The organism is Bacillus norwichensis, assembly GCF_014836955.1.
GTDB lineage: Bacteria > Bacillota > Bacilli > Bacillales > Bacillaceae_C > Siminovitchia > Siminovitchia norwichensis.
This window is the reverse complement of sequence record NZ_JACSPV010000013.1, coordinates 79,095-102,169: the sequence shown is the minus strand read 5'-3', so window position 1 is coordinate 102,169 and position 23,075 is coordinate 79,095. Positions and strand designations below refer to the sequence as shown.

Annotated in this window: 19 protein-coding genes and 1 riboswitch; of the genes, 14 read left to right on the top strand and 5 right to left on the bottom strand. The window is 40.1% G+C overall.

Annotation, left to right across the window (positions count from 1 at the left end; translation table 11 throughout):
- Positions 1–221: 221 nt before the first annotated feature.
- The 3 genes from H9631_RS09950 (at position 222) to H9631_RS09940 (ending at position 3,066) form a co-directional block, all read left to right on the top strand.
- Positions 222–1,250 (top strand): tetratricopeptide repeat protein, encoded by a 1,029-nt coding sequence (locus H9631_RS09950; RefSeq protein ID WP_191812322.1) that lies wholly within the window; start codon positions 222–224, stop codon positions 1,248–1,250.
- Between the two features lie 344 nt (positions 1,251–1,594).
- Complete coding sequence (locus tag H9631_RS09945) at positions 1,595–1,867, top strand: prevent-host-death protein (RefSeq protein ID WP_191812320.1); 273 nt, start codon at positions 1,595–1,597, stop codon at positions 1,865–1,867.
- 638 nt (positions 1,868–2,505) lie between these two features.
- Entirely contained in the window at positions 2,506–3,066 is a 561-nt protein-coding gene (locus H9631_RS09940; protein ID WP_191812318.1) for a competence protein ComK, read from the top strand.
- A gap of 352 nt (positions 3,067–3,418) precedes the next feature.
- On the opposite strand, the gene H9631_RS09935 is transcribed toward H9631_RS09940, so the two are convergent.
- Positions 3,419–4,657: an IS256 family transposase gene (locus tag H9631_RS09935; RefSeq protein ID WP_191812316.1), complete on the bottom strand. Its 1,239-nt coding sequence runs from the start codon at positions 4,655–4,657 to the stop codon at positions 3,419–3,421.
- Positions 4,658–5,068: 411 nt separating this feature from the next.
- Here H9631_RS09935 and H9631_RS09930 point away from each other — a divergent pair, with 411 nt between their 5' ends.
- The 7 genes from H9631_RS09930 to thiO all read left to right on the top strand — a co-directional run bounded on the left by H9631_RS09930 (position 5,069) and on the right by thiO (position 15,917).
- Entirely contained in the window at positions 5,069–6,259 is a 1,191-nt protein-coding gene (locus H9631_RS09930) for a glycosyltransferase family 4 protein (protein WP_191812314.1), read from the top strand.
- Positions 6,260–6,282: 23 nt separating this feature from the next.
- Positions 6,283–7,575, top strand: coding sequence for a glycosyltransferase (locus tag H9631_RS09925; protein ID WP_191812312.1), 1,293 nt, complete (start codon positions 6,283–6,285; stop codon positions 7,573–7,575).
- Between the two features lie 512 nt (positions 7,576–8,087).
- The gene (locus tag H9631_RS09920) at positions 8,088–9,368 is read left to right on the top strand and encodes a nucleotide sugar dehydrogenase (RefSeq protein ID WP_191812310.1); all 1,281 of its coding nucleotides are present in this window, start codon (positions 8,088–8,090) and stop codon (positions 9,366–9,368) included.
- A 181-nt stretch (positions 9,369–9,549) separates the two neighbouring features.
- Complete coding sequence (locus H9631_RS09915) at positions 9,550–10,332, top strand: class I SAM-dependent methyltransferase (RefSeq protein ID WP_191812308.1); 783 nt, start codon at positions 9,550–9,552, stop codon at positions 10,330–10,332.
- Entirely contained in the window at positions 10,325–13,030 is a 2,706-nt protein-coding gene (locus H9631_RS22700; RefSeq protein WP_191812307.1) for a glycosyltransferase, read from the top strand. The genes H9631_RS09915 and H9631_RS22700 overlap by 8 nt, the downstream gene beginning before the upstream one ends.
- Positions 13,031–13,123: 93 nt before the next feature.
- Complete coding sequence (wecB, locus tag H9631_RS09905) at positions 13,124–14,284, top strand: non-hydrolyzing UDP-N-acetylglucosamine 2-epimerase (protein ID WP_318246794.1); 1,161 nt, start codon at positions 13,124–13,126, stop codon at positions 14,282–14,284.
- A 97-nt stretch (positions 14,285–14,381) separates the two neighbouring features.
- Positions 14,382–14,492: riboswitch (TPP riboswitch) on the top strand.
- A gap of 297 nt (positions 14,493–14,789) precedes the next feature.
- Positions 14,790–15,917: a glycine oxidase ThiO gene (gene thiO / locus H9631_RS09900; protein ID WP_191812306.1), complete on the top strand. Its 1,128-nt coding sequence runs from the start codon at positions 14,790–14,792 to the stop codon at positions 15,915–15,917.
- Between the two features lie 338 nt (positions 15,918–16,255).
- Here thiO and H9631_RS22970 read toward each other — a convergent pair whose 3' ends face one another.
- The gene (locus H9631_RS22970; protein WP_449727653.1) at positions 16,256–16,576 is read right to left on the bottom strand and encodes a helix-turn-helix domain-containing protein; all 321 of its coding nucleotides are present in this window, start codon (positions 16,574–16,576) and stop codon (positions 16,256–16,258) included.
- Between H9631_RS22970 and H9631_RS09890 the strand changes: the two genes are divergently transcribed.
- From H9631_RS09890 to H9631_RS09875, 4 genes are all read left to right on the top strand, one after another.
- Complete coding sequence (locus H9631_RS09890; RefSeq protein ID WP_191812303.1) at positions 16,481–16,894, top strand: hypothetical protein; 414 nt, start codon at positions 16,481–16,483, stop codon at positions 16,892–16,894. The two genes, H9631_RS22970 and H9631_RS09890, sit on opposite strands and share 96 nt — an antisense overlap.
- Positions 16,887–17,042 carry a hypothetical protein gene (locus H9631_RS09885; protein ID WP_191812301.1) on the top strand — a complete coding sequence of 52 codons (156 nt, stop codon included), beginning with the start codon at positions 16,887–16,889 and terminating at the stop codon, positions 17,040–17,042. The genes H9631_RS09890 and H9631_RS09885 overlap by 8 nt, the downstream gene beginning before the upstream one ends.
- 358 nt (positions 17,043–17,400) lie before the next feature.
- A complete protein-coding gene (locus H9631_RS09880; protein WP_191812299.1) occupies positions 17,401–17,721 on the top strand; it encodes a MazG nucleotide pyrophosphohydrolase domain-containing protein in 321 nt (106 codons plus the stop codon).
- Positions 17,722–18,143: 422 nt separating this feature from the next.
- A complete protein-coding gene (locus H9631_RS09875; RefSeq protein WP_191812297.1) occupies positions 18,144–19,103 on the top strand; it encodes a siderophore ABC transporter substrate-binding protein in 960 nt (319 codons plus the stop codon).
- 252 nt (positions 19,104–19,355) lie between these two features.
- On the opposite strand, the gene H9631_RS09870 is transcribed toward H9631_RS09875, so the two are convergent.
- From H9631_RS09870 to H9631_RS09860, 3 genes are all read right to left on the bottom strand, one after another.
- Positions 19,356–20,213 (bottom strand): PhzF family phenazine biosynthesis protein, encoded by an 858-nt coding sequence (locus tag H9631_RS09870; RefSeq protein WP_191812295.1) that lies wholly within the window; start codon positions 20,211–20,213, stop codon positions 19,356–19,358.
- 111 nt (positions 20,214–20,324) lie between these two features.
- Positions 20,325–20,837, bottom strand: a complete 513-nt coding sequence (locus H9631_RS09865) for a hypothetical protein (RefSeq protein WP_191812293.1) — start codon at positions 20,835–20,837, stop codon at positions 20,325–20,327.
- A 469-nt stretch (positions 20,838–21,306) separates the two neighbouring features.
- Positions 21,307–23,025 carry an ABC transporter ATP-binding protein gene (locus H9631_RS09860; RefSeq protein ID WP_191812291.1) on the bottom strand — a complete coding sequence of 573 codons (1,719 nt, stop codon included), beginning with the start codon at positions 23,023–23,025 and terminating at the stop codon, positions 21,307–21,309.
- Positions 23,026–23,075: the final 50 nt, after the last annotated feature.

Genomic DNA, 23,075 nt, shown 5'->3' with positions numbered 1-23,075 from the left:
TAAAACTTCCTGCTAACTTATCCCAATAGGAAGTATGCTTTTATTTTGGATTGTTGACAAGTGGTTTTTTCAATTTATTGTGCCATAAACAAATTTTTCGGAATTTGATGAAGGCATCTTGGTACTTTCTGAAGGATGATCCAAAAAATTAAATATATGATTCAAGCACCATCATCAATTTTGTTATAATAGTTTCATATTTTTAGAAGGGGGAGACAAAGGTGGCTCATTCACAGATTAATCCCTTACTGATTCAGATGCTGACCGGCAAAGATGCGGGAGAATCGCCAACGAGGAGCGCGTTGCCGGGTGCTTATGTAAGAGAAATTTTTCGAAATAAAGAGCAGTTGTCGCCGATTTATGAAAAGAATCATCATATGTTTACATGCAAAAGTTGTAGTAGAAAAGGAAAGTATGATGTCGGCATATTATCTGTGAACTCGGAAGAAGTGGTAAAAGACGGGGACACACAGAAACATATTCAAATGACTGGGTATTTTCGCTGCAAGCATTGTAATGAAGCTGGGAATTGGGAGCTGCCCAACAGCATTTTAATCAGTATCATGGTCGGTTCACTTCCATTATTGGGGGGATCAGAGTCGAATCCCAATGTTTCCTTTGGGAAGAATCAGCTTTTTGATGGGACGTCGCACCAGTATGCAACGGATGCTGAAGAGCATCTTTTACAAATACTAAAGGAAAGTCCTGGAGATGCTTATATTTGGAATCGGCTGGGTAATTTGTATCAGAAAGGAAACCGCCCGGAATTAGGAGTAAGTGTATTTGAGCACTCCGTCAGGCTTGATCCAAAACAAGTTGAATCCCACTACACATTAGGAGATATGCTGGCGCAAATCGAGGATTTTCCAAATGCAGGCTATCATTTCCGCCAGATGCTGCTACATGCGAGGGAGTACAAAAGACTACCTGCAGAAAAGTTAAGGGACATGCTTGCTATAGGGTTAAGAGAATTATTCATAATGTCAGACCACACGGATGGGGAAGTCTCCATTTTGCCGACACCGGAAGAACTTGAAGCGTCTGCCCAGCAGGAAATTCAGCCCGGGCCAATTGTAGGCATGGAAATGGAAGTTTTTCCGGATGATGTTGAAACCTTCTATCCGCTCGCCGAAATATTTATGGGCCTCCGCGCTAAAGAAATTCCATTAAGGGAAAGAACGCTTAACGTGCCCAAGGTATCTAAGGCGCCAGTAAAAAAGAAAAAGAAAAAGCGGAAAAGGAGAAAATAACCGGGCGGTGCCTTTCCGGTGCCCGCATTATCCGGGAGATTGTCATACATGATCTTTTTAAGAGGGCTTGATGCGAAATTGGTGGAACGACCGATGGCCCTCTGAATAAGGTTACGAAACTTTTAAGGGAGAAAGATGAGTAGTTTTAGAAAAAATATCATCCCTCTTTTTAGCAGGATAATCCCCAAGATTGGAAATCCGGGGACTTTTTTAGTGCGGCTAACCTGGATATCTCCGGTGATGTTGAATTTGAAGGAAACGAGCGGCAACGAATTAGCCTTACGATGCTGTAAAATTTTAAGTAAAAGAATATATAATAATATCAACGGAAGGAGTTGATATTATTGCCAAATATTAAACCCGTTTCTGATCTAAGAAATTATAATGAGGTTTTAAAGGATGCTGCTGCAGGAAAATCTGTTTTTAAAAAGAAAGATGGTCGAGGTAAGTTGACTATTCCTGAGATTGAGGAATATGAAAAAAATCAAGCTACAATTCAGCTATTATCAAAACTTCTAGAAGCAGAGAAGAGGATTAAATCCGGGGATAAATGGCTGACTGATGAACAAGTTAAAAGAAATTTGGGAGTACATGCAGTGGGAGGGGGAAGGAGTTGATCCAAAAATCTAACTTATTCTTGTTTATCGAAGGCTTATAGGAATATATTGATCGAATGATATAAAAACATCCATTCTCTGCAAGAAATGGACTGAATCACTTTCCAATTTGAACAAAATAGTAGCTTTGAAAATTTCAAGAAAAATAAAGTTGAATAATTAGACAAATTAAACAGCTTGTGTATAATGGGTGTCAAAGGTACCGGTTAGTAAGTATTGGATACATGGAAATCAATAGACAATACTGTGCGAAGTGAACTTTATAATAGGACAAAAGAATTGTGATGTGTGAGTTTCACAGGGGCATAACGTGTAAAAGAAATGCTGGCATGGTTCAAGTGTTTCTTTATGTATGCGTTTTCGTTTATGGGAAGGAGCTGTGAGAAGGCATTATAATAAGAACAAGGTGATTTGAATTTGGTAAGTGCTCTATCTTGAATTACAACCAATCGAATATCGAGTAAATGGCGAAATGGTTGGACCAGCAAGGGAGGTGAGGCTGATGTGATCAAACGTACATATGAAAACCCTTGGATTATGGAGTCGTGGAGGACTAAATCCAAGGGTTTTTTATGTCGGAGTATACCGACTAGTGTTAGTATATCCTTTTCAAAATATATGAGTAGGAGGATTAAGATTTGAAAAGATTGGACGAATATATCATTCAAATGGAAACAAAGTGTATTCTGAATCATTATGATGAAAGTGGCAAGCTGTGTTCGATCGTCGTTGAGGAAGAAGAAGTGTATGAAGTGAACGAAAGTCCTCTTGCGATTATCAAAAAAAGCATCCAATATTACGGGGGCAGTCTGAATGGAGCGATTTTAAGCGCAAAGGAAGTGTTGGGCAACATAAGTATGCCACCTGTTATGATCAGTGGAAGCAAAGGGATTTATTGGTTCCCCAGCAAGTCCATTGCGCACGAAGATTGCGCATGGTTTTCAGTTGATCATATCAGAGACTATGAACCTATTGAGGATCGGATGCTCAGAGTGAATTTTTACACTGGCCCCTCTATTACTATTGACAGTACATATTATCGATTTGACAAAAAGGTCAATAGAGCGCATAAATTCAAGAACATCATGGAAAGAAGAGCCCATAGTAAGTGGCTCTATCTGCACATACCCACGAAGTCATTTAGCATTATAAGAGATGGGGCTAGAAACCACTATAGGATTGCGGAGAAAAAGGAGTAAGGAGTGAGGGACAATGGTGGGGGCTGTTGTTCCTTTTATTATTATTGATATAAGTTGAGATTTGCGTTTTTTCTGGATCAAATTTAAACATGTGCAACAGATTTCAAAGATTTGGATAGAATTTCGTATTCTGGACAGCAATTTCCGGTTTTCGGATAAAATTTTCGTAATCCGGATAGTAATCTCTAGTTCTCGGAGAGAATTTATGAGATCCGGGACAGTAATCTTCGGTCCGCGAACAGAATTTTCATATCTAAATAGTTAATGTTTTCCAATTGTAGTCGTATATATCGGGTTTGTTCCTAACAGTACGCCACCGCGGGTTTGTCAAATAAAGTGTGTAAGTTCCAATTTACTCAAGGTACTTTAACACCCTATCTTTTAGCTCATCATGAAGAAGAAGTTGGTTCATAACCATTGCCCAGTTTTGGATGTGGCCACCTTCCCATTTGGTTTCGAGTTCTTTTACCCGTAAAAATAATACTTTTAATAGAGCGTTCTCGTTTGGGAATGCTCCTTTTTTGGTCACTTTTCTGAAGCTGGAATGGATACTTTCTACTGCGTTGGTTGTGTACATAACTTTACGAATGGCACTTCCATAATCATAAAGTTGCTCAACATGGTGGAAATTTCTTGTCCAAACGTCAATAGCTCCTGGATATGCAGCCCATTGTTGTTGAAAAGATTCAAAAGCACTTAGGCAAGCCTTGAGGCTTGGTGCACCATAGACTTTCTTTAGGGCTTTGGTGAATGCCTTATAATCCTTACTAGGAATGTATTTAACGGAGTTACGAATCAAATGAACCATACATCGTTGTACAATGACATCTGGAAAAATAGCACGTGATCCTTCTTCCAAACCACTTACACCATCCATGGATATAAAGAAGATATCTTCGACGCCTCTTGCCTTGATTTCATCGAAAATCTGCATCCATTTATGCTTACTTTCCGTTTCATTTAACCATAAGCCAAGAATTTCTTTATCGCCCTCGATTGTGTATCCAAGGATTGTATAGACGGCATATTTCTTTGTCTCATATTGATTGCGAATGGTTGTATACATGCAGTCAACGAAAACAAATGCATAACATTCTCTTAACGGTCTGGCCTGCCATTCCTCCAGTTCAGGAAGCACTTGATCTGTAATATCGGATATCATTTCATGAGATACTGAAAAACCATAAATGTCTTCAATAGTCGATGAAATATCACGCTGCGACATTCCGCGTGCATACATGGAGATCACTTTACTCTCAATTGCAGAAACATCCTTTTTACGCTTCGGTATCAGTTCAGAATTAAAGGACCCATCACGGTCTCGGGGCATCTTAATATCTACTTCACCTGAAGCTGTTTTGATGGATTTCTTTCCATACCCATTGCGTCGGTTTTCTGTTTCTTTTTCTCCTTTATCATTGGAATCATAGCCCAAATGATTATTCATTTCGCCCTTTAACATCGCTTCAAACAGGGGACCGAATATATCCTTCAATGCATCCTGCATATCTTCAACAGATTCTGGTTGATAATCTTCAATAATTTTATTTGCTAACTTAACTGATTTCGGGTCTCGCTTTGACTTCGTCATTACCTAACCTCCTATCAATTTAATTCCATTCTATCAAAATTAAAAAACTGTGTAAGCAAGAACCGTACGCATTCTTTACTTACACAGTTAATATTACACTCCCGCCACCGCTAAGAACAAACCCGATATTGCCCCTTCTCTTTTTGTCTAATGCCTCGATCAAATCTTCATCTGTCTTTTCATTCTTTACACAATCTTAATGTAACTTCCTTTTCTTTACACAATCTTAAAAAAGTCTTACAGAACATTTATATTTATTTAACATTACTTCTCTACTATTTAGTTAACACTCGTTTACACATAGTGAAACGCGTACTGCAGTACGTGTCCGGTTTGGCGTGAGGACGGGTTAAATGCCCAATAATCCGGAAACTCTTTCGAAAATAAAATAGCTGAGAAGGAAAGTGAGAGATGAAAAAGGTACTCTTGATTTCTCAAAATTTTTATCCGGAGATTGGCAGTGCCGCGAACAGGATGAAAAATATCTATGAACTCCTCAAAAACAAGGGTTATTTGGTTCAAGTGCTGACGACGGAGCCATCCTACCCGAATAAAAAAACATATGAGGATGCTTCTTTTTGGGATGATGAAGATTTAAACAATGATCGGCATATTACCCGTATCCCAATCAGAAGTCGCAAATATTCCGGGAATTCCGTGAGCCGCTTATTTTATTATCTGGAAATGATGTGGAGGATGATTTTCGCCATCCTGAAAGACCGGCAGCAGTATGATGTGATTTTTGTGTCGTCTCCGCCGATCTTTGTGGCTCTTGCGGGGCTATTGGCAAAATGGAAATTTAAAAACAAGCTTATTTTGGATATACGAGATTTGTGGCCTGAATCATTGAAAGGTGTGGGAGTGTTTCATCATCCCTTTATCATGTATATATTTTCCATGATTGAAAGAATCCTTTACCGAAAAGCCGACTTTATCATCATCAATAGTCTTGGTTTTCAAGATTATATAAAAAAACAGCTGGGGCCTGTTTCAGCGGAGATTGTGTATTTGCCCAATGCAGCACGCCAATGTGAAATGGCAAGTCAAACCGTTGAAAAGGCGCGTAATCAGGTGATTTATGCAGGGAATTTGGGGCGGGCGCAAGATGTTTCCTTGTTAAAAGAGCTAGCTGTCAAACTTTCGGAAAATGATATCGGCCTTACGGTGATCGGTTACGGGGTCGAAAAAAATCAATTTTACGAATTTGCACAGCAGAACGGTTTAAAGAACATCTCCTTTTTATCACCTACAACACGCAAGAAATGTTTAAACCTAATCGGGCAATCAGATGTAGCCATCGTTACATTAAAACAGAAGGACGTGTTTCACACGGTGCTTCCCGGAAAAGTGATAGATTATATGACTTGCAAAGTTCCAATCGTCGGCTCTGTCTCGGGATTTTCCAAATCATTGATAGAACAGGAAAAAGTAGGTTTGGTCAGTGAGGGCGGGTCAGCAGCCGATCTGTTTCATAACATCATCTATTTATTGAAAAGCAAAGAACTGCGCCAGGAAATGTCAAGAAATGGCGAAGCCTATATCAGTAAATCTTTTATATGGGAGAAAAATATTGAGACGCTTGTCGATTGCATTGAAAAGTAAATGGATAAGGCCGGGATGGAAATATGAAGAAAAAAGTTTGTATGTTTGTATGGAATCATTTCACGAATGATGCCCGTGTGTTGAGAGAGTGTACGGCACTGTCGACAAATGGTTATAAAGTGGATCTCATTTGCATCCATGATCCGAATGAAAAGGGATTGCCTCGATATGAGGAAAGAAGCCCTCATTTTCATGTCTATCGTGTGAGAAGATATCCAGTTGTCTGGGACCTTTTCCAAAAAGGGATCCGGCTTGTTCGGCAAAATAAAATGATGCTCATTCCCTTATTGGCTGTGGGTGGTGCTTTATTGTTTTATGCGCCTTACATTACTCTCATTTTGTTCTGTCTATTAGTATTGCTCATGCAGAAAAAAATTCGAACGCTCTGGTTGAGGGGGGGCATCTTTTTAAGAATGACTTATCACGGTTTTAAAAAAGATTATGATATTTATCATTCAAATGATTTAAATACCCTTTCTCAAGGATATATTTGTGCAAAATGGAGATTTCGCAAGAAAAAGCTAGTGTATGATTCCCACGAAGTCCAAACGAGCAGAACGGGTTATGACTCGGCGCTGTATGGAAAGATGGAGAGCTTTTTCATTCGAAAAATAAACACCATGATCGTAGAAAATCACACAAGGGCTGAATATAGCGAAACTCTTTACGGCTTTTATCCAAACGTGGTTCATAATTACCCTTTTAGAGAAATACAGAAATCGGCGGAAAAAGCGCCATTGCACGAACAATTGGGATTGCCGAAAGGTGAAAAGATTCTGCTGTACCAGGGAGGCATTCAAACAGGACGGGGACTGGATAAACTCATTAAATCGGCCCCCCTGTTCAAGGAAGGGACGCTTGTACTCATTGGTGATGGCAGGCTCAAACCGGACCTGATCCAACTGGTACAAGAGATGAGTTTGGAAGAAAAGGTGAAATTTTTGCCTAAAGTACCGTTGGAAGAATTGCCCAAATATACGAGAAACGCTTATCTCGGGTTTCAGGTGCTGAATAACGTTTGCTTTAACCATTATTCCGCATCATCCAATAAATTATTTGAATACTTGATGGCAGGCGTGCCTGTGGTGGCTTGCGATTTCCCGGAGATTAAAAGAATTGTAGAAGGGGAACAAGTCGGATTATGTATCGACTCGCACAGTGAGACAGAGATTGCCAGGGCCGTCAACGAGCTGCTGGAAAATCAAGCTTTATATCGCAAGCTTGCGAACAATTGTATAGGGGCAAGACAAAAATACAATTGGGAGCAGGAGCAAAGAAACTTTTTATCCGTATATGACTATTTAATCGCAAACTAGATAACTTGAACAAAAGATTTTCGGTGTATACAGAATCAAAATGAAACATGTGCAACAGAATTTCCAGTCACGGATAGTAATTTCGAGTTCTGGACAGTATCCGCCGGAAACGGACAGTAAATCCGTATTCTGGACAGTAATCGCCGGAAACGGACAGTAAATTCATATTTTGGACAGTATTCTCTAGCCGCGGACAGTAAATCCGTATTCCGGATAGTATTCGCTGGAAACGGACAGTAAATTCATATTTTGGATAGTATTCTCTAGCCGCGGACAGTAAGTTCGTATTCTGGATAGTATTCGCCGGAAACGGACAGTAAATTCATATTTTGGATAGTATTCTCTAGCCGCGGACAGTAAATCCGTATTTTGGACAGTAATCGCCGGAAACGGACAGTAAATTCATATTTTAGACAGTATTCTCTAGCGCGGACAGTAAATTTATATTCTGGATAGTAATTTCCGTACTATGAACAGTAATCTGCTATTTTCATAAAATTGGAGGAATTCAAATGAAGGTATGTGTAATGGGATTGGGATATATAGGATTGCCGACATCCATCATGTTTGCGCGTCATGGTGCGGAAGTGGTTGGAGTGGATGTGAAAAAAGATGTTGTCACCAAGCTGAATTCAGGTGAAATCCACATCGAAGAACCGGGGTTAAGGGAAGCATTGCTTGAGGTCATTGAAAAAGGGATGTTTAAAGCTTCACTGAAACCGGAAAAAGCAGATGCTTTCATTATATCCGTTCCGACTCCCAACTTGCGCGATCCACACCAATCATGCGATTTGACCTATGTATTGGACGCATTGAACCGTATCCTTCCTTGCATGGAAAAAGGAAATACCGTGATTGTGGAATCGACGATTTCTCCCAGAAGCATGGATGATCATATCAAACCGGTCATTGAAGCTGCCGGATTTGTTGTAGGGAGAGACCTTTTCCTCGTTCATTGTCCGGAAAGGGTTCTTCCAGGTCAAATTATGCACGAACTCATTTACAACAACCGGATTATCGGCGGCATCACACCGGATTGTACCGAAGCCGGTGTGAGAGTCTATTCCATATTTGTCCAAGGTGAAATGATCAGGACGAATGCCAAAACGGCTGAAATGTCCAAGCTGATGGAGAACACCTTCCGTGATGTCAATATCGCATTGGCGAACGAGCTGACCAAGGTTTGCGATCAATTGGAAATTAATGCTTTAGATGTCATTCAAATGGCAAATAAACATCCGAGAGTGAATCTTCATCACCCGGGTCCCGGTGTCGGAGGACACTGCCTTGCCGTAGATCCCTATTTCATTGTTTCCAAAGCGCCTGAAACGGCCAAAATCATTCAAATGGCACGCAGTGTGAACACCTCCATGCCGGCCTTTGTAGTAGAGAACATTAATGCTTTAATGCAGAAGGTGGACGGAAAAATTATCACATTGTTCGGCTTGACCTATAAAGGAAATGTGGATGACATGAGAAAAAGCCCGGCAATGGAAGTGCTGGAAAGACTGAAGTTCGAGGGAAGATACGGCGTAAAAGCGTATGATCCCCATGTCAATAGCCGACTTGTTACCAAAGACATTCGGGAAGCGGCAGCCGATTCCGACTTGATTGTTGTGCTAACTGATCACGATGAATTTAAGGAGCTGGACTTTTCCCAACTATCGGGTATGGCAACTAAACGGATGTTTGACACGAAAAATGTCGTTCAAAATCGTTCGGAAGTCTTTCAATATATCAATTTCGGCAATCTCTATCATTTCAAAAAGCAAACCATGGTGGGAACACGTTAGTCGTGTGTCGTATAGTACTGCTGGAAGGAGTTTTTCCCGGCAGTACTAGGACGTCCTGTCGCTTCGCTTGCACTAGGACATCCTGTCCGTCGAAGCTGAACAAAGCAGATACTTTTTTCGGTCTTATATTAAGGAAGACTATACTGTCTTCAACAGTAAGAAAACCCGGGAGTCTGATATCGTGAAAAACACTTTTGATTATATGGAAAAAAAGGAGCATGTCGACCTTATCGAAAATTGGATTTGTGAGAAATCGAAAGGCGGTCTCATTTTAAAAATTGGATGTTCCCAAGGATTGGATTCCAATTTTATGGAAGGGGAAAGAGACAGCGGGATTGATCTCTCCGAACAATCGGTTCAATGTGTGAATCCACTGCTTGATCATGAGGGCCCGTCAGACTGGAGCTGCAACAATATGATGACAGATGATGTTGAAGATAAGACATTTGACTCCGTGATTATAAGGAATATCTTCCAGTATGGAACGGGTGCCCGGAAATTAGTGGAAAAAGCTTTTGGATTGTTAAATGAAGATGGCCGCCTTGTCATAACGGTATCCTATGAATCAGACCGTTCATTGAAACTTTTTTATGCAACAGAAGTCTGGCAGTTTCAAACGGAATCTCTCCAAATTATTGAGATGCAATTTTTCGGCAATGGGATAGGTGCTGTTTTTAAAAAAGTTTCCAGGGCATGGCCGCTGCATCGGGATTTGAATAGCACTCCGATAACAATGGAAGAAGCATGGCAGCAGGAAAAGCAAGCCAGCATAGACCGGATCATGAAAAATATTTACTTGCAGGAACATTTGGAAGCAGCTTACTCGAGAGAGGAAAAGCTGCTCATTTCTTACAAGGAATTATTGCGAAAGTATCAAGCGCTCAGCAACTCCAAGCTTGGAAAATTTGCTTTATATTATTGGAAAAAACGCAGAAGTCTTTTTGGGGGGAAATCAAGTGGATGAAGCAGCGATTGACAGAAGAATATCCACATTAAAGCATTTAAAAAAGAAAATAAGAGAAGAAATCAACGAAGACCGGAAAACGCTTATGGATCAATACGGCGCTGTCTATGAAAGCAAGTATGATTTCCTAGATGCATCGATCGGCAGTGTAAAAGATAGAGGAGCCTATTTATCCTATAGGAATCAAGTATCGGACAAACACTTTTTCGAAGAGATCAAACCTTTGCTGGATCAAATTCCGGATAGCAACGGCAGCCGGTTTTATGAAAAAATCAAAGCGAATATCGGAATTATTTGTGATGAGTTTTTATTTCATTCTTTTCAGGGAGTCGCCAACTTTATCTATATAGAGCGGGAAAGGTATAAAGAGATACGGGAAGATCTGGATGTTCTTTTGGTTGTATCAACGTGGAAGGGAATCGATTCAAAATGGAAAGGGCTTGGAAATCCGAACATCCGAAGGCACAGGGAAGATTTGCAGAGAATCATCGACTATTTCCGGGATAGAGGAACGAAGATTGTATTTTACTCTAAGGAAGACCCTGTAAATTATCATGTTTTTCTAGGAATTGCCCAAAAGTGTGATTATATCTTTACAACAGCGGAAGAAAAAATAGACTGCTATAAAGCGGATTGCGGCAATGAGAATGTGTTTTTGCTTCGTTTCGGCGTCAATCCCAGCTACCATCACCCAATTGGCATGCGAAAATTTCCAAAAAGGAAAGAAGTGTTATTTGCAGGCTCTTGGTATGAAAAATACCCTGATCGTCAGGAAGAGACGAGAGTGTTGTTTAACGGCGTATTGGAGGCAGGCAAAGATTTAAAAATTATTGATCGGAATTTTGAGTTGAAATTGGAGCAATTTTTCTTCCCAGAAGAGTATTTGCCGTATGTTTCCCCTTCGATCCAACATCAATATTTACAAAAACTCTATAAACTGTTTGACTGGACTATTAACCTGAACAGTGTGAAATACAGTGATACGATGTTTGCCAACAGGATTTATGAAGTGCAGGCTTTGGGGAACAATTTGCTTTCCAATTACAGTATCGGGGTAAACAATCAATTTCCGAATGTGTTCACCATTCATAATGAAAAAGAAATTCAATCGGTTTTTGAGAGCTTTACGGAGGAAGAAGTTTATCAACATCAGGTTTGGGGCATACGAAGGGTCATGTCTAAAGAAACGAGCTATCATCGAATAGAAGAAATGCTTGAAAAAATCGGCTTTAGGACCGGAACGAAGAATCGAAAAGCAGCGGTGATCGTGAAGGAAAAAACACAGGCAGTTTGTTCAGCATTTAACAAGCAAACTTATCCGTATAAAAAGCTTTTTGCAGAAAATGAAGTGAATGAAGAAACCTTAAAAGAATATGATATCATGGCTTTTTTTGATTCCCATAAGGAGTACGGAGAGTTTTACCTGGAAGATATGATCAATGGATTTAAGTATACAAATTGTGACTATATTACGAAGGATGCGTATGATGAGGGCAATCAGCTGGTGGAAGGCACCGAACATGATTATGTGAATCAAATGAAAGATAAATACAGAACTGTGTTTTGGAAGGACGCCTTCCCCTTATCCACATTATTGAAAATGGAAGGAACTGTCCATATCGAAAATGGATACAGCATCGACAGATTTGAATTTTATAGCAAAAAAATTGAAAAGGTCATTCAGCCAAAAGAATATAAACTATCCGTGATTGTCCCTGTTTACAATAATGGGGACCACTTGCTTAACAAATGTTTTTTGAGCTTAAAGAGAAGCACTATGTTTGATGATATGGAAATTGTCATGGTGGATGACGGATCGACGGACGGTTATACGCCCGGATTCGTGAAAAGAATAGCAAATGAATATGCCAATGTAAAAACCTTTTTCTTTGAAGAGGGAGGCAGCGGCAGCGCGTCGCGCCCAAGAAATAAAGGCGCCGAGTTGGCCACGGCGAATTATATCGCGTATCTTGATCCGGATAATGAAGCGATTCAAGATGGATATTATCACTTATATAAAGAAGTGCAAGGCGGGCGCTATGATATGGCTGTCGGCAACATGGTCCGCTTGGCTCATGATGAGATGCTGTTTGACTATTATCAGACAGCCATTCAATATAATGGAAGCAGCGTGATCTCTGGGAATGTGCATCACTATTTAAGTAGCAGCCAATTTAAGGCCATGAGCATTCAAGCCTTAGTCGTGCGGAAAGAGGTCATCGTAAACAACGGCCTGGAAATGGTCGTCGGTGCCGCGGGCCAAGATACTCTCTTCTTTCACGAGCTACTTTTGCACGCCCGCCGGACAAAAGTGATTAATTTACCCATTCACATTTACTATGCTGCTGTTTCGGGGTCCACTGTGAATACCGTGACGAAACGTTTTTTCGAAAAATATTACCTGCTGGAGAATGCGAGAAAAAAATTCCTCGAAAAGCATGGTTTACTCGAGGAATACATGGAGAAACGATTTAACTATTATTTTAAAAATTGGTACCTGAATAAATTAAAAAACGTTAGAGAAGAAGAGGCCTTCGCATCGGTAATGGTCCTAGAGAAAATTTTTGCGCTGTACCAGGATCACATAGTTTATGAGGATGAAGAGCTTGCCAAATTTAAAAGCATCCTGATTGAACAGGATTATGAGCAAATTTTGAATGAGTTTGTTGAAGACCATCAAAAGGCAATGGTATCCTGACACATTGGAGGGAAATGATTTCTGAAAGAGCCTGTTCATAACGTACGATTATGGAACATATTTTAGTGACATAAAACAAGGGGCTGATCATCATTGAATAACAAAATCAAAGTCATGGCAATTTTCGGAACAAGGCCTGAAGCCATCAAGATGGCTCCGCTTATATTGGAACTGGAAAGACGGCCGGAAGATTTTGAAACGATCGTGACCGTAACGGCCCAGCACCGGCAAATGCTGGATCAAGTACTGGAAATATTTGATATTCAGCCGGATTATGACTTGAACATTATGAAGGACAGGCAAACTCTTGCAGGGGTGACAACGGCTGCACTTACGGGTTTGGATGAGGTTATGAAAAAAACTCAGCCTGATATTGTGTTGGTGCATGGCGATACAACAACCACTTTTGCGGCCAGTTTGGCTGCTTTTTACAATCAGGTTCCAGTTGGCCATGTAGAAGCCGGATTAAGGACCTGGAATAAATATTCCCCGTTTCCGGAAGAAATGAATCGCCAGTTGACAGGCGTGATGGCCGATCTGCATTTCTCTCCGACCCAACAATCCGCCAATAATTTACTGGAAGAGGGAAAAAAAGACGAAACGATTTTTATTACCGGAAATACGGCCATAGATGCCCTGAAAACAACAGTAAGGGATGAATATACGCACCCGGTGCTTGAAAAAGTCGGGTACGACCGCCTCATTCTGTTAACGGCCCACCGGCGGGAGAATCTGGGAGAACCCATGAGAAATATATTTCGGGCCGTCAAGCGTCTGGCAGAGGACCATCCTGACGTCCAAGTGGTCTATCCTGTTCACTTAAATCCTGCAGTGCGGGAGACTGCGAATGAGATTTTGGGAAACGATCCCAGAATTCATTTAATCGAACCGCTGGATGTGGTTGTCTTTCACAACTTCGCGAATAAGGCCTATTTGATACTCAGTGATTCCGGCGGGGTACAAGAAGAAGCCCCGTCATTGGGAGTTCCTGTCATGGTATTAAGGGATACGACGGAGCGTCCAGAAGGAATCGAAGCGGGGACTTTGAAACTAACCGGACTTCAAGAGAGGACGATCTATCAATTGGCAAATGAACTATTAACAGATCCATCAGCCCATGAAAAAATGGCCAAAGCGGTTAATCCATACGGGGATGGGGAAGCATCAAGACGTATTGCTGAAGCGATTCGCTATTATTTTAAACAAACGGACAAGAGGCCGGTTCCGTTTTCGGGAATTTCCAGTTTACGGTGATACTGGAATTGGTCTTACCTGTTCCGTTTCTAAGTTGATATATAAAGATTCCAGTGACAACTTTCTAGTAGTATGTTAATCTGAAAAAAATGAACAATTTACCCACTGGAGGTGCCTTTGAAAAGGGCTGAGATCAAAGTGTTTGACTTTGGGACTCCTGGAACCTGATCCAGTTCGTACTGGCGGAGGGAAGTGGCAAAACGTAAATCAATTGTATGTTATACACTGTTTACATGAAGCGCTGCTTTCTTTTAGGAAAGCGGCGTTTTTTTATTTCCTAAGTTTACAGATTCGCACTGTTGTTCAATTGCTTCAGCACTTTAGCTTCATTCAGCAGAACCCTTCCATTTCTGTAAATGGTATGGGGGTTTAAACCTCGCTAAATAAAGTTGAAGTCTCCGGCGGATGCCACAGATTTTCAGAGGAACTTATCGAGTTAAGCTCGATAAAATCTGGGCGAAAATCCGCTAATGCGCATTTGATTGACCCATAAGGAGTGGAGATATTGAAAACATATGACCATATTATTATCGGCGGCGGTGTAATTGGCTGTTCTATTGCCTATCGGTTGGCTAAGGAAGGCTTAAGTGTGGCTATATTTGATGCAGGTAAAGCCGGAAAGGCCTCTATGGCAGCTGGCGGTATGCTGGGGGCGCAAAACGAGTTTGAGCGGGAGAATCCATTGTTAAAAATGGCACTGGAAAGCAGGATGATGTTTCCCACCCTTCGCGATGAATTGCTGTTTGAAACGGGCATCGATATTGAATTACGAACGGCTGGCTTAATAAAAACAGCCGCCACGGAATCGGAGCGGGATGATTTGCACCGGCAATTTCGCTTTTTATCTGAAAAAGATCCATCCATTCAGTGGCTTGAGCCGAAGGAAGTGCCGGAAATCGAGCCTTGCATGACGTCACGAACAGCAGGTGCGATTTTACTAGAAAAGGACCATCAAGTAAAAGCTCCACTGCTCGCTCAGGCTTTTTTGAGAGCGGCAAAGAATTCTGGCGTACATGTGTACGAGGAAACGAAAGTTCGTCGACTCGTGATTCAGCAAGATCAGATAACTGGAATCGATACCTCAAGTGGCTGGTTCCATGCAGCTCAAGTTTTGGTTGCGGCTGGTGCGTGGAGCAGCAGTCTCTTGAACGAAACAGGCTTTTCCCTGCCGGTCATTCCCGTTAAAGGCGAATGCCTATCGATTCGTTTGGCCGGCCCTGCACCGGTTAAAACCGTTTTTGCTGTTGATGGCTGTTATATTGTCCCAAAGCGAAATAAAGAAATGCTAATCGGAGCAACGTCACTTCCCGGTTCCTTTGATACGTCTGTAACAGCTCGTGGCATTCTCTCTCTTTTGAAGCGGGCTTCCCGCCTGTTGCCCGTGCTTCAAGATGGAGCAGTCGAGCGAACCTGGGCCGGTGTGCGTCCTCAAGCGGCCGATCATTTGCCGGTCATGGGTTCTCACCCGTTTATCGAGGGTTTGCATATATGTACCGGACATTACCGAAATGGTATTTTGTTAAGCCCTATTACAGGTATACGAATGAAGGAGTACATTAAAGGCTGTCAGAAGGCGAAAAAGGAGCTTACCCCTTTTGCACCGGAACGGTTCTCTGTTAAAAGTCAGGAATGAGCAGACCTGGTATGGCTATGGAGTAAAAAGATGCTTGCCAGCCAAAAAATTTGACACTCAATTAGTTCTACACAAGTTGAATCAGTTTTGCCTCTTAAGGCATATTCCTATAAACGGTGTTATCTGGCAGGCTTGGCTTCTGTGTTCTCCGCCATTATTTTCTTTATATCAAGTACATAATTGGTGCTATGAAAAAATACCAAAGCTGATGTGAGACTAAGAGCCAATTCTGCGGTTTATTGAGTAAATATATTTTGTTATTACCTAAAATTGAATATAAAGGAATTAAAAAAGCCTCAACCCGTTAACATTTGGATTGAGGCCTATTCCATTTTTCACTAAGGTACCTCTTTGATTTTCTTCCAAAGGGTTGTCCGGCTGATGCCAAGCTTGTTTGCAACAATGGTTTTGTTGTTGTCGAATTTTTTGAGAAGCTGGTCATAGATCTCCGTTTCCATTTCTTGTAAGCTTCTCACCCTTACTCGAATATAATCATCCGTTATAGCGTCTTCTTCTAATTTTGGTTGAAAGGCATGCTTGATCATGGTGAGGGGGACGTCTTCATGGAGATGCTGTTTGATTGTGATGATTCGTTCAATAAAATTCTCCAGTTCTCTAATATTGCCTGGCCAGTTGTATCTCTTAAAGTCTTCTTTCAAATGATTTGTACAGTATATGATGGCATTGCAACACCCGATATTTTTCCCTCCGATGATTTATCATCTTATGTTGTCCAAACTTATCGTGACAATGAGAAGAATGAAAAACTGTATTATTCGCTCGAAAAAAAGACATGTTATTTTCTATTTAAGGCAGGGTCATATGTTTTTTGCTTTCATCTTCCATTATTAGGGGGATGGGATCATTATAAACTTCAGACTTATCAAGAGCATATCTTTAATGCTATACTTGAATCAAAGGGCTACACATATTGTTACCTTGTGAAAACATTATTTGGAGGTCTGGTAAATGAGTAATAAAGAAAATGTTATTTTAATTGCCTCCGCCCCAAAAGAATATGGAAAGAAAGTTATCACCAATCGAATGAATCAAATGAAGCAGGACCGCGCCAATTTAAAAAATAAACTTGCACACATTAAAAGTTTATCACGACATATCAAATAAACTAGCCAACAAATGGACTCACTTTACATTACTGTAAGGTGGGTTTTTATGTTTAATCCACAAATGGGGGTGAACTTGAAATAGGTGCCTTTCATTCTTCGAAATTTTCGAGAGTGGACATTTTATGCATGAGATATTTCTCTCTGTTCTAAAAAAGTTGCGGCGGCTCCCATATTACCAACACCCGCTCTACCATAAACAAGTGTCATATTGCGCTTAGCTAGTTCTTTTCCTAGTTTTTTATATAAACCTCAGATGTCTCGTTACTGGAACCGCAAAATGCAGTTATCTTTTTCATTACAAAAAATCCTGATGCTTTGTTAAACTTTAACAAACTGGAATTTTAGGAGTGAGGAAAATGGATGTTAATGAATTTCAACAATGGGTAGATGATTATTATAAGAATAGGGGCTGGTCAGAATTAGATATTTTCATTCGAATCGGCTTTTTAGCAGAGGAAACGGGAGAAGTAGCACGGGCTATAAGAGCCCTTGAAATTGGAAGAGACCGGCCAGATGAGGCAACAGAATCATTCGAAGAGAATAGACAAGCGTTGGTAGAGGAGTTGGGAGATGTATTAGGTAACGTTATGGTAATTGCGAATAAATATAACATTTCTTTGGAAGAAGTATTTCATTCTCATAAGACGAAGCTTTCAAAGCGCTACTCTGATGAATAAGCTTTATTAAAAGTATCTTATTCGCTGAATGTCCACAATGAAGATATGCAAACTTTACTAATCTACTTTTTTCCTATTTCCAAATGATTCAAAATGACTAATTTTCATAATAATTAGTGGCGCAGTAGCGCTGTTCGAACGTTTTTTAACGATGCTCATGCCGTTTAAGTGAGATGAATTCTCATTTATCTGTTGACTCTTTCTCGGGTGATGCTATAATGAAATACGAGCTCAGGTGATAACGATTATCATTTTCGTTAAAATGGGGCAGGTGAACTTGGAAAATGTTATCTGGTTAAGTTTGGATGTAAGGCTACTAGTTATTAGTAGATATGCAGTTTGACATCAGACATATTGTCTGTTGGCGGTCCTTATACGGATTTCATTTTACATATTTCAACGGATTAAAGGAGAATCAACCAATGAAAAAGTGGACTTTGTTCATCATACTTATGGTGATGGCGGTTGTTTTTGCAGCTTGTGGTTCCAAGGAAACAGGCGAAAACAGTGGGGAGAAAGAGAAGAAAGAGCCGGAGAAGCAGGCGGAAGAAGTAACCATCAGTCATGAATATGGTAATGCAACAATCAAGAAAAATCCTGAAAAGATTGTTGTCTTCGATTTTGGTGTGTTGGATACATTAGATGAATTGGGAATCAAGGTAACTGGATTACCGCAAGCAACACTCCCTGCTTATCTTGAAAAATATACAGGAGAAGAATATACAAACGTTGGTAGCTTGAAAGAGCCGGATTTTGAGGCAATCAATGAAATAAAGCCAGATGTCATCTTCATTTCTGGACGCCAAGCTGATTTGTATGACCAATTTGCAGAAATTGCTCCTACTGTATATATGGGAGTCGATACTAATAGTTATATGGAATCCTTTGAGAAAAACATGAATACAATCGGTGAAATTTTTGGTAAGGAAGACCAAGTCAAAGCTGAGTTGGAAGATGTCGAGAAGCAAATTTCAGATGTAAATGAAAAAGCAGGGTCTATGGATAAAAAAGCGCTTATCGTTTTGGCCAATGAAGGTAAAGTGAGCGCTTATGGATCTAAATCAAGATTCGGTTGGATCCATGATGTTCTAGGATTTAAAGAAGCTGATGAAAATATCGAAGTGTCCACACACGGACAAGGAATTTCTTTCGAATATATTCTAGAAACAAATCCTGACATTCTGTTTGTTATTGACCGAGGTGCAGCAGTTGGCGACGATGAGGCACCAGCAAAAGACGCAATCGAAAATGATCTAGTGAAAAAGACAAAAGCGTATGAAGATGGAAAAATTATCTACTTGGATGCAGACTACTGGTATCTTTCTGGTGGAGGACTACAATCTATTAAAGCAATGATCAAAAGTGTTGAAGAAGCGTTTTAATCTCTAAAGGTTTTGTTCAGCGTGTCAAGGCTGGATAAAATTGCTCAACAGTTGAAAAAGCCATATATCAATTACCCCCTTTTATATGGATCCGGCAGAGAGAACAATTCGTTCTTCTCTGTCGGATTTTGTGTTTGCGTAAGGGCGTGGCAGGGACCTCATATTCACCGATTTGTAATCTAAATCTAGCATCCTACCAACTTGCAATAGTGCCGTTCGTAATATAAAGCTACTAAATTTTGTAGATGCTGCTTAGTATAGTTTACCTTTCGTCAGTATCATTGCTTTTCCTCCTACCACAACTCTTGGATTATTTTTATTTATTAATTTTGTAATGATATTAGAAGGTCTGTGCATACTATAACCCTGTAGGAAAGAGTACTCTTGATTAAACTTAGTTAATACGTGGTTATGAAAAAGATAATAGGTTAAGGCACCATTCGAAGTACCTGTTGCAGCTTCTTCATCAATACCATAAAGTGGGCAAAAATTTCTACTTTCTGCTATACCTTCTTTTGTATCAAGCGTAAATGCATGGACTCCTCCCACTAAATTGATCTTTGTAAATTCAGCAAGTGCTTTAAAATCGGGATTTAGAGCGTACAAAGCATCCTTTGTTTTTATTGGAAGCATGATATCCCAAAGACCAGTGCTTGCCGCCTGAGGTACTAGATTAAAATTTACATCCCCTATTTGGCTTTTATCAATTTTAAAAAGGTCAGATAAATAATCATAATCATCAAATACTTTCCCTAGCTTAGGTTCAGCTTGCTCCATCATTATAAATGATTGATTCACCTCAACAGAAAGTGTTCCAGCGAGTGTTTTTATAAAATAAGTATTGTTGTCTTCAATAGCATGGCTGTCCAATAGAGCTTTGAAGGAGGCAATGGTAGCATGTCCACAAAGTTCAACTTGCGAAGTCGGTGTGAAAAACTTTATTTCGAAATTTTTATTGTCTATTTTTTTGACAAACGCTGTTTCTGAAAAGCGAACTTCTGCAGCAAATTTTTGCATAAACTCTTCGTCTAAATTTTCATGGATTACTACGCCTGCTGGATTCCCGCCAAATTTTGTTTCTGTAAAAGCATCGATTACATAATATAGCAATTATAAATCTCCTTTATTTAGTAAATTCAAAAAATCTGTGTCTCTGTTAGAAGTATTAAAATAGAGACACAGATCATTTAACTTTGACAAATTTATCAACCAATCTAAAACTTAAATATCGAAAAAACCCATCCTTTTTACATCATTTAAAGCATAGAGATAATCGTCAATCATGTAGTCTTTAAATTTTGTCTTACTAATATCTGGAAGTCCAGCAAAGTAAGACGCTAGATTGTATAAACGATCGATATTTCCACCTATATAGCATCCAGATATTTTAATAAAGTCATCTGTTTCTAAAATAACCAACGAACCGATGGTAAGTATTGTATCTATATCTGTGACATACTTTCTTTTTGTAGATAACTGAGAAAACTTTATCTCGTGAATACTTGTAATTTTTCCTTGAAGGAGTTGAATGATTGCTTGGTCATAAATGCCATAAATTCCACAAATTTTTTCTTCGGAAGGTATTTCTCCTTTGATTAAAAATGGTTGCAGATCAGGGTCTGATAATTGTATTGATAAGGCTCCTAATTCCGAATGAAAAAAGTCATCGACCTCGTTTATTGTCCAAGAAGGAACTGTTTTTTGGGTATGTATAAAAAGCTCATATTTATCCATATTATAACCCCTTAGGCGACTTAATGTCCTGCTCCAATAACTTTACAAATCCCGTGAGAATGAGGAGATTTGAATGTGGATTAATATCCATTTACTTTCCAGTATCAGCTTTAACAACCTTGATTCATATTAAGTCCATCCAATGTTCTTTTTAAAATATTCGATTCAGTGTAAGCCGGGTGTTGGGATAGTACTCGTCCTTTGCTGTTTCCATTAAGAGTGGACATCAATGGTGAAAAATACTCGTCATAAGTGCCATTTTTAAAAGCAGTCACCGATGCGGTAAAAGATCTCCACTATCCTAGGTTTTCGTCAAAGCCAATTATTGATGGGGGATAGCCGCATGGCATACTGGTTTTCAAAAAGCCTCAAATATGAAAGCAGGCTCCTCGTATCCCCGAATTGACTATGACCGCCGAGAAAATCATTTTCTACTGATTTTTTCGACGGTCACTTTAATGAACATTTCTTACACTCGTTCATATTGAATGTGATGGAGCTTAGCAAATATGCCATCAAGGCGGAGTAGTTCGTCATAGCTTCCTTGTTCGGCAATGCCATTTTCGGTGACAACGACAATTCTGTCCGCATTGCGGATGGTCGCCAACCGGTGGGCGATAATCAATGTTGTTCGGTTTTGGGCTAGTTCATTCAAAGCGCTCTGAATGATTTTTTCTGATTCTGTATCAAGGGCGGAAGTCGCCTCGTCTAATATCAGGATTGGCGGATTTTTTAAAAACGTCCGGGCAATGGCGATACGTTGCTTCTGGCCTCCAGACAGTTTCAATCCCCTCTCACCAACCTCGGTTTCATACTTTTGCGGCAATGTATGAATAAATGTTTCCAAATGGGCTCGTTTTGCCGCTTCATGAATTTCTTCATCGGTTGCGTTTAAGTTCCCATAGGCAATATTATCTCGGATGGTTCCTGCAAACAGAAATACGTCTTGCTGGACAATCCCGATTTGTGATCGAAGAGAATGCTTAGTGACATCGCGTATATCCAAATGATCGATGGTGATTTCCCCATGATTGACATCATAAAAACGGGGGATCAATGAACAAATCGTCGATTTTCCAGCGCCCGAAGGTCCTACGAAGGCAACGGTCTCACCTGCTCTAATGGACAAATTGATCCCTTGCAGCACAGGTTGCTGCGGGTCGTATTGAAAGTGGACATCATTAAACCGGATATTTCCTTGAAAAGCAGGGGCAACGATGGCATTCTTTTTATCCTGAATGTCCGGTTGTTGGGCAATTAAATCGAGAAATCGTTTGAATCCCGCCATTCCACGGGGATAAAGCTCCATTAAGGCACTGATTTTGTCAACAGGTTTCATCAATACATTGACATACAGGACAAAGCTGACTAATTCCCCATATGACAGCTGTTTTTGGAAGGTCAGCCAGGCTCCAAATACCAACACGACAAGTGTCACAAATCGTGTCATCATATAAATGTTGGATGTGGTAAAGGCCATCACTTTATAGGCAGCCAACTTTGCCTTGCGGAAATTCTTGTTGTTCTTATCAAAGCGCTTTTGTTCAAATTGTTCATTTGTGAATGATTGTACAACTCTGGCGCCGGAAACACTGTCTTCAACACGTGCATTGATATCGGCTATCTTCGTGTACATCTGTCCCCAGGCCCTGTTCATGCGAACGTTGCAAAAGGTGATGACCCAAACAAGAAACGGTACGATGAAAATGGTCACCAATGCGAGTTTCATATTTATTGAAAACATGATTAAAAAAGTACCTACAAAAGTCATAATGGCGATGAAAAAATCTTCCGGACCATGGTGAGCAAGCTCCCCAATTTCAAAGAGGTCATTACTGATCCGGCTCATAATATTGCCAGTCTTCGTATTATCAAAAAATCGAAAAGATTGCTTTTGAACATGATAAAAAAGCTCTTGACGCATATCCGTTTCGATATTAATGCCTAATTTATGGCCCAAATACCCTACGATATAATGTAAAAAGGTGCTTACTAGGTAGACTAACAGCAGTAAAAAGCTGACTGTCACAATCATGGACCAGTTCCCGGTTGGAAGTAGCTGGTCAATAAATTTTTGCACTGCGATTGGAAAGGCCAATTCGAGAATGGCAACGATTACCGCACTGGTAAAGTCCACAATAAATAATCTTCGGTGTGGTTTATAGTAAGAAAAAAATTGGCGTACCAACTTTTATTCAGCTCCTCTCTTTATCTCAGAATCGTATCTTTGGCAGTATG

What these genes read in the sequence shown, in the direction of transcription:
- H9631_RS09865 (WP_191812293.1), bottom strand. Translation starts at nt 20,837, where the DNA reads ATGGATAAATATGAGCTTTTTATACATACCCAAAAAACAGTTCCTTCT.
- H9631_RS09925 (WP_191812312.1), top strand. Translation starts at nt 6,283, where the DNA reads ATGAAGAAAAAAGTTTGTATGTTTGTATGGAATCATTTCACGAATGAT.
- H9631_RS09880 (WP_191812299.1), top strand. Translation starts at nt 17,401, where the DNA reads ATGGATGTTAATGAATTTCAACAATGGGTAGATGATTATTATAAGAAT.
- H9631_RS09930 (WP_191812314.1), top strand. Translation starts at nt 5,069, where the DNA reads ATGAAAAAGGTACTCTTGATTTCTCAAAATTTTTATCCGGAGATTGGC.
- H9631_RS09890 (WP_191812303.1), top strand. Translation starts at nt 16,481, where the DNA reads ATGGAGATGCTGTTTGATTGTGATGATTCGTTCAATAAAATTCTCCAG.
- H9631_RS09885 (WP_191812301.1), top strand. Translation starts at nt 16,887, where the DNA reads ATGAGTAATAAAGAAAATGTTATTTTAATTGCCTCCGCCCCAAAAGAA.
- H9631_RS09935 (WP_191812316.1), bottom strand. Translation starts at nt 4,657, where the DNA reads ATGACGAAGTCAAAGCGAGACCCGAAATCAGTTAAGTTAGCAAATAAA.
- H9631_RS09875 (WP_191812297.1), top strand. Translation starts at nt 18,144, where the DNA reads ATGAAAAAGTGGACTTTGTTCATCATACTTATGGTGATGGCGGTTGTT.
- H9631_RS09920 (WP_191812310.1), top strand. Translation starts at nt 8,088, where the DNA reads ATGAAGGTATGTGTAATGGGATTGGGATATATAGGATTGCCGACATCC.